General features: G+C 41.7%; 16 protein-coding genes. 2 read left to right on the top strand and 14 right to left on the bottom strand.

Annotated elements, in window-relative coordinates:
• Positions 1–101: 101 nt before the first annotated feature.
• From M3182_RS04300 to M3182_RS04290, 3 genes are all read right to left on the bottom strand, one after another.
• Positions 102–251, bottom strand: a complete 150-nt coding sequence (locus M3182_RS04300) for a hypothetical protein (protein WP_251434493.1) — start codon at positions 249–251, stop codon at positions 102–104.
• 458 nt (positions 252–709) lie between these two features.
• A complete protein-coding gene (locus tag M3182_RS04295) occupies positions 710–1,156 on the bottom strand; it encodes an OsmC family protein (RefSeq protein ID WP_251556855.1) in 447 nt (148 codons plus the stop codon).
• Positions 1,157–1,282: 126 nt separating this feature from the next.
• Positions 1,283–2,293, bottom strand: coding sequence for an LLM class flavin-dependent oxidoreductase (locus tag M3182_RS04290; RefSeq protein WP_251556853.1), 1,011 nt, complete (start codon positions 2,291–2,293; stop codon positions 1,283–1,285).
• A gap of 735 nt (positions 2,294–3,028) precedes the next feature.
• On the opposite strand from M3182_RS04290, the gene M3182_RS04285 reads away from it, so the two are divergent.
• Both M3182_RS04285 and M3182_RS04280 read left to right on the top strand, forming a co-directional pair.
• A complete protein-coding gene (locus M3182_RS04285; protein WP_251556851.1) occupies positions 3,029–3,223 on the top strand; it encodes a hypothetical protein in 195 nt (64 codons plus the stop codon).
• Positions 3,224–3,361: 138 nt separating this feature from the next.
• Complete coding sequence (locus M3182_RS04280; RefSeq protein WP_251556849.1) at positions 3,362–3,718, top strand: hypothetical protein; 357 nt, start codon at positions 3,362–3,364, stop codon at positions 3,716–3,718.
• A 199-nt stretch (positions 3,719–3,917) separates the two neighbouring features.
• Here M3182_RS04280 and M3182_RS04275 read toward each other — a convergent pair whose 3' ends face one another.
• From M3182_RS04275 to M3182_RS04225, 11 genes are all read right to left on the bottom strand, one after another.
• Positions 3,918–4,610, bottom strand: a complete 693-nt coding sequence (locus M3182_RS04275) for a hypothetical protein (protein WP_251556842.1) — start codon at positions 4,608–4,610, stop codon at positions 3,918–3,920.
• Between the two features lie 313 nt (positions 4,611–4,923).
• Positions 4,924–6,192, bottom strand: coding sequence for a 3-isopropylmalate dehydratase large subunit (locus M3182_RS04270; protein ID WP_251556840.1), 1,269 nt, complete (start codon positions 6,190–6,192; stop codon positions 4,924–4,926).
• Entirely contained in the window at positions 6,192–6,704 is a 513-nt protein-coding gene (locus M3182_RS04265) for a LeuD/DmdB family oxidoreductase small subunit (RefSeq protein WP_251556838.1), read from the bottom strand. The genes M3182_RS04270 and M3182_RS04265 overlap by 1 nt, the downstream gene beginning before the upstream one ends.
• A complete protein-coding gene (locus tag M3182_RS04260; protein WP_251556836.1) occupies positions 6,697–7,845 on the bottom strand; it encodes an aconitase family protein in 1,149 nt (382 codons plus the stop codon). The genes M3182_RS04265 and M3182_RS04260 overlap by 8 nt, the downstream gene beginning before the upstream one ends.
• A 176-nt stretch (positions 7,846–8,021) precedes the next feature.
• On the bottom strand, positions 8,022–8,618 hold the full coding sequence (locus M3182_RS04255) for a flavin reductase family protein (protein ID WP_251556834.1): 597 nt from the start codon (positions 8,616–8,618) through the stop codon (positions 8,022–8,024).
• Between the two features lie 31 nt (positions 8,619–8,649).
• Positions 8,650–9,894 carry an MFS transporter gene (locus M3182_RS04250; RefSeq protein ID WP_251556832.1) on the bottom strand — a complete coding sequence of 415 codons (1,245 nt, stop codon included), beginning with the start codon at positions 9,892–9,894 and terminating at the stop codon, positions 8,650–8,652.
• Positions 9,895–9,978: 84 nt separating this feature from the next.
• Positions 9,979–11,484, bottom strand: a complete 1,506-nt coding sequence (locus tag M3182_RS04245) for a sodium:solute symporter family protein (protein WP_251556820.1) — start codon at positions 11,482–11,484, stop codon at positions 9,979–9,981.
• Between the two features lie 12 nt (positions 11,485–11,496).
• Positions 11,497–11,736 (bottom strand): hypothetical protein, encoded by a 240-nt coding sequence (locus M3182_RS04240; RefSeq protein ID WP_251434430.1) that lies wholly within the window; start codon positions 11,734–11,736, stop codon positions 11,497–11,499.
• Positions 11,737–11,792: 56 nt separating this feature from the next.
• Positions 11,793–12,398 (bottom strand): 3-isopropylmalate dehydratase small subunit, encoded by a 606-nt coding sequence (gene leuD, locus M3182_RS04235; RefSeq protein WP_251556808.1) that lies wholly within the window; start codon positions 12,396–12,398, stop codon positions 11,793–11,795.
• Positions 12,398–13,822, bottom strand: coding sequence for a 3-isopropylmalate dehydratase large subunit (gene leuC, locus M3182_RS04230; RefSeq protein WP_251556805.1), 1,425 nt, complete (start codon positions 13,820–13,822; stop codon positions 12,398–12,400). The genes leuD and leuC overlap by 1 nt, the downstream gene beginning before the upstream one ends.
• 13 nt (positions 13,823–13,835) lie before the next feature.
• Positions 13,836–15,038 carry a CaiB/BaiF CoA transferase family protein gene (locus tag M3182_RS04225; protein WP_251556802.1) on the bottom strand — a complete coding sequence of 401 codons (1,203 nt, stop codon included), beginning with the start codon at positions 15,036–15,038 and terminating at the stop codon, positions 13,836–13,838.
• Between the last annotated feature and the right edge of the window lie 41 nt (positions 15,039–15,079).

The following is a 15,079-nucleotide window of genomic DNA, read 5'->3' as shown; positions in this document are numbered from 1 at the left end:
AACGCTTGGATTTCGATGTCCAAGCGATCTTTTAAATTTAAAAAAGAAATTCGAATAAGAAAACATAGGGAGTTTTTAGTCTTCTTATGTTTTCATTTCGATTATTTATCTGTTTGTTTTTGCTTCTTTTTCAAATACTCCGCACGTAATTTTTCAATATGCTGCTTTTTATCAAATTTGGTAGGCTTCTGTTTTTCATGAAACTTTGTCACAGCTACCTGACCTTTAGTATCCAATTGATATTTTCCCACTTTGTTCACCTACTTTACTTGTCTAAAAGTGAATCGATTCAACAAATATATATACCTTATTTTGCTGAAGTAAACCTTGTTCCTTTATTAGTATACAGTAAAAACAATAAAAACATAGGAAAATAATGAATTGCCAAATGATCTTCATTTCATTGCAATAAATAAATCATCATGATAAGACACCGGTAACAGTTACATTGTTTAAAATACAAGATGATTGATTGTTCTCTAATCCAGTCTACCAGCTGCTTCAAATAGCTTTGACAGTTATCTCAAACAAATTAATGTAGTAGTGCCCACCTATACAAACAGTTCCTCCATCATCCCGCCTGAAAGTAGGAGATTATTTTTTAAAATCAAGAACCCTATCCTTGAATTACTATTGTGCTCTATTTACTGGAATACCTTAATAAAATCACAATGAAGTTTGGACTTTCCACGAATCCATTCAATGGTAATTAAGAAGTTTTAATCGTTACTTCTAATTGAATTTCCACATTGCCTTGAATGGCACGGCTAATCATACAAGATTTTTCCGCCTTTTCTGCAAGCTTTTGTGCAACCTGTCTGTCTCGGTCGGAAGCATTTTGTTTCAATACTATTTCTGGCCGATGGATAATTTTTTTATATGTAAAGACACCATTTGTCACATCGACAATTGCTTCTGATTCCATCGTTAATCCATCTTTCTCGATCTGACTACGTTCCATCATCGCAGCAAGAGTAATAATGTAACATGTCGCTGCTGCCCCAAGGAGCATTTCGTCAGGATTTGTACCAATACCGGGACCGTCCATTTCCTTTGGGATCGATATTTTTGTCTTTAATTGATCGGCTTCGATATTTCCTATATCATTACGTAGCCCAGGCCAATGTGCTTTTAAATGAAAATGATGTTCGGCCATTTTCACTCCTCCTTATTCATTTTAACTTTGTTAATAAACCCTATCCCCTGATCGTTAAGTTAAAGTTTATTTTAGCACACCAATTGGCCTATCAATTCTCATGCTAATTGATAGGCCAATAAAAACTTATAACCCCATTATCTCTGCCACGAGTTGGTGGGAGTAGAGTCGGGCGTTTTGGTCATAGACCATGGTGCTCACCATGATTTCATCTGCTTTTGTCTCGTCTAAGAAGGATTCTAGCTTTTTCTTTACGGTGGTAGGATTTCCGATGATCGTGGAGCGTAATTGTTTTTCTAAAACGGCCTTTTCATATGGGCTCATCAGCTCATCCAAATTGTTTACTGGTGGTTGTAACTGAGATGGTGTGTTCCTCATCATGTTTAGGAAGTTTTGTTTGATGGAAGTAGAAAGGAATTCTGCTTCCTCATCCGTATCTGCCGCTATGATGTTTACTGCTACCATTGCGTAAGGTTCTTTATATTCCTCTGACGGCTGGAAGTTTTCATAATACAATTTTAGGGCTGGCAGTGTGTTATCAGGTGAAAAATGACTGGCGAAAGCAAACGGCATCCCGAGTTGTGCCGATAATCTGGCACTAAACCCGCTAGAACCTAACAACCAAATAGGGATATTTGCTCCTTCACCAGGGATTGCTCGTACCGGTCCAGAACCTTGAAAATAGGCTTGCAGTTGCTCTAATTGTTCTGGGAATTCATCGCCATTTGTGTAGTTCGCCCCACGAAGGGCATGGGCTGTTCGTTGGTCCGTTCCCGGTGCTCGTCCTAATCCTAAATCAATTCGTCCTGGAAACATCGCTTCGAGAGTTCCGAATTGCTCCGCGATCACCAGTGGCGAATGGTTTGGAAGCATGATTCCACCGGATCCTACACGAATCGTAGAAGTATGTGCCGCTACATGGCCGATTACTAAAGATGTTGCAGAGCTTGCTATGCCAGGCATATTATGGTGCTCCGCTAACCAGTACCGCTTATAGCCTAATTTTTCCGTTAACTGTGCTAACTCGATTGAATGTTGGAAGGATTGGCTAGGATTTCCCCCTTGCACGATGGGTGCAAGGTCAAGGACGGAAAAAGGGATTTCGTTAATCGATTTTGTTGGTCTAGTTATTGGCATGGGTTCACCACTTCTTTCTCTTTAATTTTACTAGGTGGATGTCGCTTTGATGTGTTTGAATCGTATCGTATTGATCCGCCCTATCCAAAAGGGTCTTACATACTCATTTGTTTTTATGATAACAGGAGGAAAAGATGATTTACATTGAAATGCTTAGTTGAAGGAGTGCGCTCGCACACTTCTTTGTAGAAAACATCATTCGTTGCTCGATCTAGATGGTATTGATCCTGTTGTTTTGATTCAAAGTCCTTCCTATCAACCACACTACTAGCATTTCAGTTAGTTGCGAAAAAATCCCGAAATCGGGACCATTTTTACTCTACCAACATACAAATCCTTTTTTTTATAGAAATTGGCTTAGAATGGATGTTGCTAACCTCTCCGAATCTGCTTGTTATTCGTACAATCGCGGCTTACATCGTGTTCAACAGGATTCATACTGATTTAAATAATTTTGTGGAAAAGTGAATAAGTGTTCTCTCTTCTTTGTTAGGTTCCAGACCCGCTTCTCATTGAGTTGCATCATCTCAAATCAGCATTTGCCTAGGTCCAGCTGTTTTGTGTCGGCATATGGTGTAAGGATAGAAAAATATTCCAATAGAGGAGTGCTATTTATGTACTACAATCAGGTACCCATGCCAACTCATTGGAGGCATACGCAGGATCGGGCGCCTTTTGTTGATGCACAAGCAATGCGACAAGAAAATGATATGACGGGAGTCTGGCGAGGCAACGATGGAAGCCTGTACTACATCCGACACGATGACCCCCATGTCTGGTGGGCAGGATTTAGCGACAATGGTAGTGGGCAAACCTGGACACATGTGTTTCATGGGTTGCCGAATTATGATAGCAATGTTGGAGCATGGGTCATCTCTGGCAATTGGGCCGATGTACCGCGTGGAAGGAATAGGAACTACGGCACCTTAGTCCTCACCCGTGATGGAGACAGGTTGACCAAAGTTTCCGGTGGAATTATTACCAGGACTTGGCAACGGTTGTGAAGCTAGCTGCTTTTTGTGGACTCATATTGTAACGAATAATAAAGATAATAGAGGAGTGCAAGCTATGTACTATAATCAGGTACCTATTCTCCCTTATTGGAGGCAACCTGCGTATGACTTAACAGGAACCTGGCGAGGTGACGATGGAGGCTTATACTACATTCGGCACCTTGATAACAATCGGATCTGGTGGGTAGGATTAAGCGACAACGGCAGTGGTCTTAATTGGACCAATGTGTTGGAAGGAGAAGTAACTTACGGTCCGACCGGGTCGGTGGAACTCAGCGGATACTGGTATGATGTACCGCGTGGAACGGCCAGGGGCAAAGGTATTTTAGGCTTTTCGGTACGACAACGCAATCTCGTCAAAACCTACCAAGACAGTGGATTCGGCGCAAATATTTTGAAAAAAATCTCATAATTGTTTGGGGGCACCTGATAACAGGTGCCTTTGCGAACGGTTCGATATCAGAATTGTGGTTACTTTATTCTTGATTAGATTTCCTGCCCCCATAAAAGGAACGAGTTAATGAAAGTTATGTTTAAATTATCCCATTAAACGACTTCTTTATTTAAATTAATAATAAGTTTAATAGATAAATCTGAGGTATACAGAAAAACTAATTCTGAAGGATTATCGTGCTTTCAAAAAATTGTCTACATTGTTCAGATGTGATTATTGATCCTGGAATGGGATACATTAAATTATTTGGATTAGCACTATGATCAGGATTATCTGGGTGTGGATTAGGGTCGTGTGCTAAACCATTTTTATTAGAATAATTTAAAATATGACCTAACTCATGAGCGCAGGCAATGGGCTGAGCTTGGTCACAAATTAATACAGTGTACAATGGACTATGATGATTATCACCTGCATTCTTATATGCATAAGCGACTGTGTCTGACTGTTTTCCATTCTCAACAAAATAATCACCAGCTACGAAACATATCACCAAGTTAATCTCAGGAAAGTATTTTCTAGAGTTTTCCCTAATCCTTTTGACTTCCTCGGGCATAGGCAAACTTATATCTATCTCTGTTGATTTTAAATGGCTATGAGCACTCTGGTCATATCTACTTCTATCCCATACGTGCCTAAGAGTTAGACTTTTTTGACATGATAACATTTTAGACTCGGCTGTCAGCTTATGTTCTAATACTCTCGTACCATCTCTATTCGGTCCCACATTAGCCTCCATCGTAGCTGTAAATAAAACATTAATGTAGGGTCCGTTAGGAATTGGCGATCTAGGAGCTCGTCCATTAGACGATTTTCCTGGGTGGTCAAAATTGTCAGGTGTAGTAACCATTTAATCTCATACTCCTTAAGAAGTTTATAAATAGTATAATCATTTCCATCCTAATTAAACTCTTTCTTGTACAAATCTGCCCTGTTATCCTAAGTATAACAATCTGCTCCTATATCTAAAGAAGGCACAATTCTTTTTCATGAATTGCGCCCGTTCGGTAAAGATCTCTATTCAACTAAAGCCCCCGTATGCTTAAGTAGTATCCTTCACCATCTTAATTCCCTCTATAAACTTAATCCCCCATTCTAAAATATCGAAACAAAAAACGACTAAAGATCATCGTCTTTAGTCGTCGTGTGGAATACAATCTTTTTTAATGGGTGAGTAATTCTAACATATCTGGTGATACAATTTCTCCAGCTAAGGCAGAGGCGGCGGCTACTGCTGGGGAACTTAAATAAATAAAGGAATCTTTTGTTCCCATTCGCCCAATAAAGTTCCGGTTGCTTGTCGACAAAACGACTTCCCCATCGCTTAATAGACCAAATGGAAAACCAGCACACAGTCCACAACTAGGATGCGACACCGTTGCCCCCGCTTTCAGGAACGTTTCGATGTACCCAAGCTCGATGGATTCTTTAAAAACTTTATTCGACGCAGGAATGACAACTAGTTTCAAATAAGGCGAAATGGTTTTCCCTTTAAGAATATCAGCGGCCACTGCCATATCTTCGATGCTTCCATTGGTACAAGACCCGATAAAAACTTCGTCGATTTTTGTACCAATGGCTTTAGAAATATCATAAACATCATCCACACCTTTTGGCTTTGCAATCTGAGGTTCGAGTTGTCCTAAGTCATAGGTCATCACGGACTCATACTCGGCATCCTCATCCACCTGAATCCAACGAATCTCATCTAAATCCATGTCAAAGTATTCAGCCGTTTTATCGTCGGCTTCAAACAAGGCACACTTGGCTCCTGCCTCAAGTGCCATATTACAGATTGTATATCTTGCTTGCATAGACAGCTGCTGCGCCCCTGGGCCAGTAAATTCCAATGACTTATACTGACCGCCATCTGCCTTCAAATCCCCTACCACCTTCAAAACAATGTCTTTCGCGGTTACATGCGGCTTTAATTTCCCCTCTAAAACAATCTTAATCGCATTTGGGACTTTCAGCCAGAGCTCATCCGTACCGAGGACAGCCGCCATGTCACTGTATCCGATCCCTGTACTTAAACAGCCTCCACCACCATAGGTTGTGGTATGACTGTCTGTTGCTGTAACAATCGTTCCGGGCTTTGCATATCTCTTTTCATGCATCAGGGTATGGGAGATTCCTGTTCCTTTTTCCGTGGTTTGAATCTTATATTTTTCACGAAGTTCTACACTCTTTGAGATAAACAGCGGATCATTGCTTGGATTGCCGACAGGGAGTAAATGGTCAAACACAACGACCGCCTTTTCTGGACATAGGACCTTGTCAAAACCCATTTCTTCTAGCTTGTTAATCACAGACGGTGAGTAAGCATCAATGATCATATAACAATCCGGATTGACGATCACAATATCACCAGGTCGAATGGAATCATCCCCTGTATTTTTAATCATCAATTTTTCTACAAGTGTATGCCCCATTATTTGCCCCCCTCCTTACTCAATGCATTCCGTTTTCGATGGTAATTGACCAACCCACCTGCCTTAAAAATTTCTTCTAGATGTTTGGGCACTTTTGGCATTTCATATCTTCTTCCCCCTGTTTCAATGTTCCGATTTTCATGGTCGACCGTAATCAAATCGCCATCTTCACATTCGTCCTGAATGTCGGCATTCTCAACAAGTGAAATTCCAATATTGATTGCATTCCGATAAAAGATGCGTGCAAAAGATTTAGCAACAATACAAGAGATCCCACAATCATAAAGGGCTTCAGGGGCATATTCACGTGATGACCCACAACCAAAGTTCTTCCCAGCAACAATCACGTCCCCAGCTATCACGTCTGTTGCAAAGTTTGGAATTAAGTTTTCTAATGCATGTCTTGCTCTTTCTTCAGCAGTTGGCAAAAAGAGATGTCGAACCGCGAGAATTACATCCGTATCCACATCATCTGGCAACAACCATATCCTTCCACTTTGTATATTAGCCATGTTTTACCCCCATTTCTTGCACAGTGATTTTTCCAGTAATGGCGCTCTTTGCAACGGCAGCAACGGAAGCCATATAAACCTCTGAATCTTTGACACCCGAACAGCCTTTATAATTATAAGCACCTGTCGTCAACATCACCTCTCCACGGCCAACACCACCTACCGTACTGCGCTGACAGCTTCCGCAGCTTGGCGTTAGAATCTGAGCACCAGAATCGATAAAAATATCGATTAATCCTTCTTTCATCGCCTGAATATAGGTAGAAGCCGTCTGAGGACAAATGTTGAGTCGAACATGCAAATGAACCTGCTGGTCTTTTAGTATTTCAGCAGCAATACGTAAATCCTCTATCGACCCTCCGGTACAGCTCCCAATAAAAGCAGCATGAATTTCTTTCCCTTCAACACTTTTCAGGTGTTCAATATTAAATAGACTTCCTGAGTTTGCAACCATTGGTTTTATCTTGGATAAATCATAAGACAAGATCGGTGATTCAGCTTCTTCCTGCTTGCAATAGAAAACACCGGCTGCACCTGTTTGACCAGCCATTGAACAAAGCACCGTTTGTTGTGCCTTTGTCAATCCGAAACCATAAAACTCGACTGCTTTATCTTCAAAGCCTTTTTCCCCTACCTCTTTTAACAGAGTCAATGTAAGGTCTTTGATTTCGGCGTTGATTAATGCATTTTCCAAGGAAATCTGAACCGTTTCGGGAACTATACGATCCAAATATCCTGTTTCCAAGCTATCGGCAAAAGCTCGCACATCAAGCTGCACGCCCCAAGCTTGTTCAGCTCCTACGATTGAACAGTGAGATCCAGTAGATACAACAATTTCCCCAGGTGATAAAAACTTTTCCATCAAAACGTTGTAGGCAATTCCTGCTGAATTTGAAAAATAGATAGCATGCTTTTTTGCAAATTTAGCCAGCTGCTTTTGTAGTTCGGCCGATTCAAATGTACTGGCTGGTACATCTCTATCAAAAATCATGATGACCTTTTCCGGAAATGCTATTTTCCTATTTTCCATCGCCGCCAATATCTCAAAGCCATTATTCTCTGTTAGAATAAACCAATCTGGCTGTACCCGAGCAGTCGTGCCTGCTTTCGCTTTTGTAATCTTTTCGATCATCGTTGTCATTCTTATGCACATCCTTTCTATAAAAATATTCTTTTTTATGCTTCATTCCTTTATTGTTGGAATACGATTTTAGGATCTTTGTAGATGCAACCAATTGTGTAACAGAAAAAACACCGGGTTCCGGTGTTTCTCTGCATAGAGCATTAAGTAGAACAAGAGAATCGTTACCGGGACACCTACCGTGGCAACTGAAACAGTCCCTTCATTTCGCTAAAACTTCCGGCAAGTCTTCCTAATGGATTCAATTTTTCTAGATCTATTTTATAGTTTCCTAGATAATATTCGTCTTCAATATGATAATGGACCATCCGGCCAATAATTAAGTGATCGGTTCCTAGAGCTATGATTTGTTCCAGTTTGCACTCCATTTGGATGGGAGCTTCTTTTACCCGCTTAGCGGAAACGATCTGGCTGTCAATGGGTGTCAAGCCTGCTGCTTGAAATTCATTTATTTCCGTGGGTAGATTTTCTGAGCTTTTTTGCATTGGATTTCCAAGCTCAACGGGAACAACATTGATGACAAACTCTTTCTGCGAACGGATATTGACCAATGTATCCTTTTCCGTCCCTTCTCTTTCGCCGACTCCAGGCCCGACTGAAATACAAAGCATGGGCGGGTTACGCGATGCAACCGTAAAAAAACTAAAAGGCGCCAAATTCAGTTCACCGGATTCTGAAATGGTTGACACCCAAGCAATCGGCCTAGGAACAACGGAGCCACTTAACAATTTATATACCTCTTTTTCCCTTAACTCTGCAGGATTAAAATCCATTTTCTGAAATCTCCCTTCTATGATTGATCTTCTAGCCCATTTTACTTTCCCTTTTATTAATGATTGCTAAGTAAGAAAGCATGAAAAATACCAGAACCATCAGCCCACTAATGAACAGCCACCCAAAGGTAAAGCTGCCTGTCTGATCGACCATCAAACCAAAAATCGGTGGAACAAGCATAACCCCGATCGAACCAAACGTAATGCTTACGCCACTCGAGATCCCCGCCTGTTGCGGGGGAACAATTTCACTAGCAAGGTTCATCCATATGCCATTAAAGCCAGACACAGAAAAACCAAAGACAATGAAGATTGGAACCAGCACCCAGAAGGTGGCACTAGACATCAATGCGACCGTTAAGCTTGAGAACGCTGTTAGGACCGTAATAATCAATAAAATCACAATGCGGTTTCCTTTAAATAGAAAATCACTGATCATGCCCCAAGCAATCCGCCCTAATGTCCCGCTCACTTCCGAGATGACAAAAAGAATCCCTGATAGAACCAGTGAAATCCCAAACTTTTCATAAACAAACAAAACAAGGTACGTATTTAAGCACATTTGTGAACCGTTTAACCCCATGGCACTAAAACTAACGAGCATGAGCGATTTATTTTTTAACATATTAAACATGGATTTATAAAAGGAAACGAGTCCAGTCGGATTGTTCGATTTCATTTGTCCAGGAGGATCGCGATATAACATGTATGAAACCATTCCACTTATGAGCAAAAGAATACAGGCACCTAACAAGACGATCCGCCAGCCATAAACTGCACCAAGTGGAAGTAAAATTAAGCCAGCAAGAGCTGAACCCGCTGTTACTCCTGTCTGCTTGATTCCCATTGCAGTTCCTCGCTGATTTAAAGGAAACCATACGATAATCCCCCGATTGGTAATCGGATGCATCGACCCATAGCCAATGCCACCAAGCATGACAAGGAAAAGCACGGCCCAAAATTGCCCAAGAAACGTCATCACTAAAAAACCTAGACCAAGGAAAAAAGCAGAAATGAAGAGTAGTTTCCGTGAACCAAATCGGTCCGTTAAAAATCCGGCCGGAACGGAAGCAAACGCCTGACCTAAAAAGAGTGCAGCCGGTAACATCCCAATTTGCGATTTATTTAGCGATAGATCCTCCCCAATTAGAACACCGAGCGGTCCGATGCTGCGCCCAACAAAGGCCACCAAGAGCTGAGCCAATAACAGAAACAAGAGCATCCGCCATGCCTCGGAGATCAATACCGGCTTATTTTTCACCATTAAATTTGTCATTTCGTTTCGCCTCTTTTACATGGCATTAACAATGAACCCTCAGTAGGGCACCCTACTGAGGGAAGTTTCACTTCAACAATCAGCTTATAAATTCACTGCATTCATATCCTCTTCAAGCACAGGATCTTTCTTAACAGAGGTAGAAGAAAGGTATGAACCAGCCACACAGATGACAAAGTTAAGTGCTAATCCGATGATTCCACCGTGAATTCCATAAATCGTTTTGTTTCCGGTAAATGTAAGGATCCCGGCAACAATCGCGCCAATGACCATTCCCCAGAACACAGCCTTCCCATCCAATCTTTTCCAATATAAACCTAGAACAAATGCTGGGAATACTTGGACGAGCAATTCAAATTTTAATACGAAGATTTCGTATAAGGTTCCTGGGGGGTTCCAAGCAACCCAAAGCAACCCAAAGATGGCAATAATCCCAATGATTTTCCCAACCATTACTTTTCTGTGTTCACTCGCATTCGGGTTAATAAATTTCCCATACACATCATTCGAAATGAGGGATGAAAAACTTAGTAAGACAGAGTCTGCTGTTGAAACGATTGCTGCCACAATCCCACCAAAGAAGATGATCATAATCCAGTAGAAAAAGGAATTAATTGAAGCGATTTCATTTGCCATTAACCCAACAAGCTGCTCAGAATCGCCCCCTTCTAACCCTGGGAATAGTTTAATTCCAATAATTCCAACAATAAAAACCAGACCCGTTGTGATTAGTGGCATCCATGCCATCCGTGCAAATGATTTTTTTAATGTTTTTTCGCTTTTTGCCGCGTAAATTCTTTGTACGGCATGTGGATAGATACTTGCGCCTAGTCCCACAAGAACGAGCATACTCAACCAGTTAATATTCACTTCCGCCGCTGGTACCGCTAATTTAGCCGGTTCCGTTTCCGCGATAAATTGAGTGATGGAACCGAAATTGCCCCCTGCTAAGTAAATTCCGCCGGCCACGAAGGCGATAATCCCTACTAAAAGGACAATTCCCTGCATGACATCCGTAAAAGCAACCGCCTTCATGCCACCCATCCACTCATAGGCTAACATAACGAAGACAAACACTATTACAGCCACTTGGTAAGGAATCGTCCCACCAGTCATCCCTGATACCGCCTGACCGATTGCCACTAATTGTTCGAGTAAGTAGTTTCCTAATCCCCATAACATGAGGAAAATGGCAAGAAGCGTGACTCCTTTTGAGTTAAAACGGTGTTGAAGCCAGTCTGTCGGCGTAACAAAATTTCGTTTTTTCGCAATCACATATAATCTAGGTGCGAAGAGTAAATAAACACCAATAATAATCGTCATAAACGAGATCGACTGCAACCAGGAAAATCCTGTTCGGTAGGCAGTCGGAGCATATCCAACAATTGTATTCCCACTATATTGTGTGGCAAATAGTGTAAAAAACAAAGCAATGATTCCCAAATTTTTCCCTGCTAAATAATACCCTGATAAGCTTTCATGAATATTTTTTTCACCACGGCCTGAGAAATAGCCAATGACAAGCATAATGATCGCAAATGCTGACAAAATAATAATTCCATCTACTCCAGCAAACGTTAATTCACCCATGCTATCCCTCCTTTACTTGTTTGCTTCTTCTTCGTCTTCAACAATTTTCCACTGTGTCAAACAAATCCAACTTAAATAGGCACTTAAAATAATGGAAAAGACTAAAATGATGAATCCCCATAACGGAAAACCGAAAACATACGGCTCAACCATGGAGTCCGAAAAATACCAAGGGACGTTCCCTAAGGTAATGAGCACAAGCCCAATCCAAATCCACTTCTTGCGAATCGGTTCTTTCACATCTTTGTTCATATGACAACCCCCTTATTTAAAAATTCTGTAAATTCATTCAAGGTTTCGGTGAAAGCTTAAAACGACAATTGATAAAACACTTTGTGCTTCTCTTCGAATTCCGTGATTCGATCCTCTGCTTTTAAAGTAGCTCCCACTTCATCTAGTCCCTCAAGCAATAATTGTTTCCGATAAGGTGCGATCTCGAAAGATGCTTTAAACCCATTCGCGCCTTTTACAGATTGAGAAGCTAAATCCACCGATAATTCGAATCCAGGTTGAGTTTCCGCTTGTTGAAATAAAGACTGAATAACTTCCTCTGGAAGAACAATTGGCAAGATTCCATTTTTAAAGCAATTATTATGAAAAATGTCCGCGAAAGATGGTGCAAGAATCACGCGGATGCCAAACTCTGAAAGTGCCCACGGTGCATGCTCCCTTGAGGAACCGCAGCCAAAATTCTTTCTCGTAAGGAGAATCGGCGCATTCCGATAAGGCTCTTTGTTTAATACAAACTCAGGCTTTTCCTGACCATTTTCATAACGCCAATCATAGAAAAGAAACTGACCAAACCCTTTTCTTTCAATTCGTTTTAAAAATTGCTTTGGAATAATCGCATCTGTATCTACATTCACGGCATCTAAAGGAGCCACCACTCCAGTCACTGTCGTAAAGGATTGCATTAGACATTCGCTCCTTTCAGTTCCTTTGTTGGCCATTTACGAACATCAACAAAATGCCCAGCAATCGCAGCGGCTGCTGCCATTTCGGGACTCACTAAATGTGTTCTTGCCTTTCTTCCTTGACGACCTTCAAAGTTTCGATTGGATGTCGATGCACATCTCTCCTCTGGACCGACAAGATCGTCATTCATTCCTAGACACATGCTGCAGCCAGCTTCACGCCACTCGAACCCTGCCTGTAAGAAAATCTGATCAAGTCCTTCTGCTTCCGCTTGCTGTTTTACGAGCTGAGATCCTGGGACCACAAGTGCCTCTACCTTTTCAGCGACTTGATGCCCGCTCACAACCGCAGCTGCTTTTCTCAAATCCTCGATGCGGCTGTTCGTACAAGAGCCGATAAAGACCTTATCCACTTGAACCTCTGTCATCGGAGTTTCCGGTGCAAGTCCCATATAGTCGAGCGCTTTTTCGATTGAACGTTTTTGATTTTCAGGAAGTTCTGCTGGGTTTGGAACTTTTTCATTGATTCCAACGACTTGTCCAGGATTTGTTCCCCATGTGACTTGAGGTGTCACATGCTCTGCATCAAAATCAATTTCTAAATCGAAAGTGGCATCTTCATCGGTAGAAAGTGTTTTCCACTCCGTTAATGCAGCTTCCCATTCAGTCCCTTTTGGTGCACATTCCTTCCCCTTTAAATAAGCAAAGGTAGTTTCATCAGGAGCAATCAATCCTGCGCGTGCCCCCATTTCGATGCTCATATTACAAACGGTCATACGCTCTTCCATTGAAAGGTTTCGGATGGCTTCGCCACGATATTCAATGACATAACCGGTCGCAAAATCATGCCCGTATTTTCCAATAATGGAAAGAATCAAATCTTTCGCTGTTGTCCCGAGTGGCAACTCGCCTTTTACATTGATTGCCAGTGTTTTCGATTGATATTGTTTTAAGGTTTGAGTTGCTAACACATGTTCCACTTCGCTTGTGCCAATTCCAAAAGCTAGGGCACCGAATGCTCCATGGGTTGAAGTATGGCTATCCCCACAGACGATGGTTTGCCCTGGTTGGGTAATCCCCAACTCAGGCGCAATGACATGGACAATTCCTTGATTGGCACTTTTCAAATCAAAAAGTTCGATTCCAAAATCACGGCAATTATCCACGAGTGTTTCCACTTGTTTCCTTGCGATTTCATCTTGAATTGGCAAAGAACGGTTTCTCGTTGGAATGCTGTGGTCCATTGTCGCTAACGTTAAATCTGGCCTACGCACTTTGCGGTTTTGAATTCGAAGTCCTTCAAATGCTTGTGGAGAAGTAACTTCATGAACCAAGTGAAGATCGATATATAACACAGATGGCTGATCCTTCTCATCGACAACAAGGTGTTTCTCCCAAATTTTTCGATATAATGTTTTGCCCATTTGACAGCCTCCTTTAAATGATCTTCTGGTTCTCTAATTCTTTTAATTTTTCCTCATCAAACCCTAGCAATCCTTGATAGATTTCTTTGTTATGTTTCCCCATCAGCTCTGGGCCAACATGCTTGATTTCACCTGGAGTCCTGCTTAGTTTTGGTACCACTCCTGGCATCGGGAAATCACCAAGCTGCGGATGCTCGACGTGAACAATCATTTCCCTTGCTTGATAATGCGGATCTTCAATAATGTCCTTCGCCGTATAGATGAGGCCTGAAGGTACTCCTTTGTCTTCAAGAATCGCTAATACCTCTTTAGCCGGTAAAGTTTTCGTCCACTCTTCAATCATCGAATCAAGAAGCTTCATGTTTTCTCCCCTTGCATGATGGGTCGCAAAACGAGGGTCATCTGCGAGCTCAGGCTGTTCCATTGCTTCGCAAAGTCTGCGGAACACGCCATCTGCATTTGCACCGATGACAATATAGGTTTTGTCTTTTGTAAAATAAATATTGGATGGTGCAACACCAGGAAGAATATTCCCCATCCGTTCACGAATATACCCTGCTAAGAGATAATCTGGGATAATGCTCTCCATGATTGAGAAAACAGATTCATAAAGAGCTGTATCCACTACTTGTCCTCTTCCGGATTGCTTCCGCTCATGGACGGCGACAAGGCAGCCGATGGTTGCAAACAAAGCCGATAAAGTGTCGCCAATGGAAACGCCAATTCTCGATGGCGGACGGTCTTCGAAACCGGTTACATTTCTAAGCCCTCCCATTGCTTCTCCAACACTACCAAATCCAGCACGATTTTTATATGGTCCAGTTTGTCCGAAGCCAGATGTCCGCACCATGACTAACTTTGGATTGATTTCTGAAAGAGTTTCATAGGAGAGATTCCACTTTTCCATTGTTCCAGGGCGAAAATTCTCAATGAGTATATCGGCTTCTTTCACTAATTCTCTTAAAATCTGTTGTCCTTCTTCTTCACGCAAGTTCAGTGTAATCGATTTTTTGTTTCTAGATTGGATTGGCCACCAAAGCCCGACTCCATCTTTTGATTTTCCCCAATCCCGCATTGGATCCGATTTACCAGGTGGTTCTACCTTAATCACTTCCGCACCAAAGTCTCCTAGTAATCTACCCGTAAATGGACCAGCCAATAAAGTTCCCAATTCTAACACACGTAAATCTTCCAATGGTAATTTATGTTCCGTCATGTTCATCCCCCCAAGGTTGTTGTTAATTTTATCAATTTTCT

It is taken from the genome of Mesobacillus maritimus (assembly GCF_023715205.1).
Classification (GTDB): Bacteria; Bacillota; Bacilli; order Bacillales; family Cytobacillaceae; genus Mesobacillus_B; species Mesobacillus_B maritimus_C.
The sequence above is the reverse complement of the archived record's forward strand: the minus strand, read 5'-3'. Positions and strand labels throughout refer to the sequence as shown.

Bases quoted from the DNA above. Each gene is read 5' to 3' on its own strand.
- M3182_RS04290 (WP_251556853.1), bottom strand. From the start codon at position 2,293: ATGCCAATAACTAGACCAACAAAATCGATTAACGAAATCCCTTTTTCC.
- M3182_RS04240 (WP_251434430.1), bottom strand. From the start codon at position 11,736: ATGAACAAAGATGTGAAAGAACCGATTCGCAAGAAGTGGATTTGGATT.
- M3182_RS04265 (WP_251556838.1), bottom strand. From the start codon at position 6,704: ATGGCTAATATACAAAGTGGAAGGATATGGTTGTTGCCAGATGATGTG.
- M3182_RS04245 (WP_251556820.1), bottom strand. From the start codon at position 11,484: ATGGGTGAATTAACGTTTGCTGGAGTAGATGGAATTATTATTTTGTCA.
- M3182_RS04295 (WP_251556855.1), bottom strand. From the start codon at position 1,156: ATGGCCGAACATCATTTTCATTTAAAAGCACATTGGCCTGGGCTACGT.
- leuC (WP_251556805.1), bottom strand. From the start codon at position 13,822: ATGGGCAAAACATTATATCGAAAAATTTGGGAGAAACACCTTGTTGTC.
- M3182_RS04255 (WP_251556834.1), bottom strand. From the start codon at position 8,618: ATGGATTTTAATCCTGCAGAGTTAAGGGAAAAAGAGGTATATAAATTG.
- M3182_RS04260 (WP_251556836.1), bottom strand. From the start codon at position 7,845: ATGACAACGATGATCGAAAAGATTACAAAAGCGAAAGCAGGCACGACT.
- M3182_RS04285 (WP_251556851.1), top strand. From the start codon at position 3,029: ATGGAAGCCTGTACTACATCCGACACGATGACCCCCATGTCTGGTGGG.
- M3182_RS04275 (WP_251556842.1), bottom strand. From the start codon at position 4,610: ATGGTTACTACACCTGACAATTTTGACCACCCAGGAAAATCGTCTAAT.
- M3182_RS04250 (WP_251556832.1), bottom strand. From the start codon at position 9,894: ATGACAAATTTAATGGTGAAAAATAAGCCGGTATTGATCTCCGAGGCA.
- M3182_RS04270 (WP_251556840.1), bottom strand. From the start codon at position 6,192: ATGGGGCATACACTTGTAGAAAAATTGATGATTAAAAATACAGGGGAT.
- M3182_RS04280 (WP_251556849.1), top strand. From the start codon at position 3,362: ATGTACTATAATCAGGTACCTATTCTCCCTTATTGGAGGCAACCTGCG.
- M3182_RS04225 (WP_251556802.1), bottom strand. From the start codon at position 15,038: ATGACGGAACATAAATTACCATTGGAAGATTTACGTGTGTTAGAATTG.
- leuD (WP_251556808.1), bottom strand. From the start codon at position 12,398: ATGCAATCCTTTACGACAGTGACTGGAGTGGTGGCTCCTTTAGATGCC.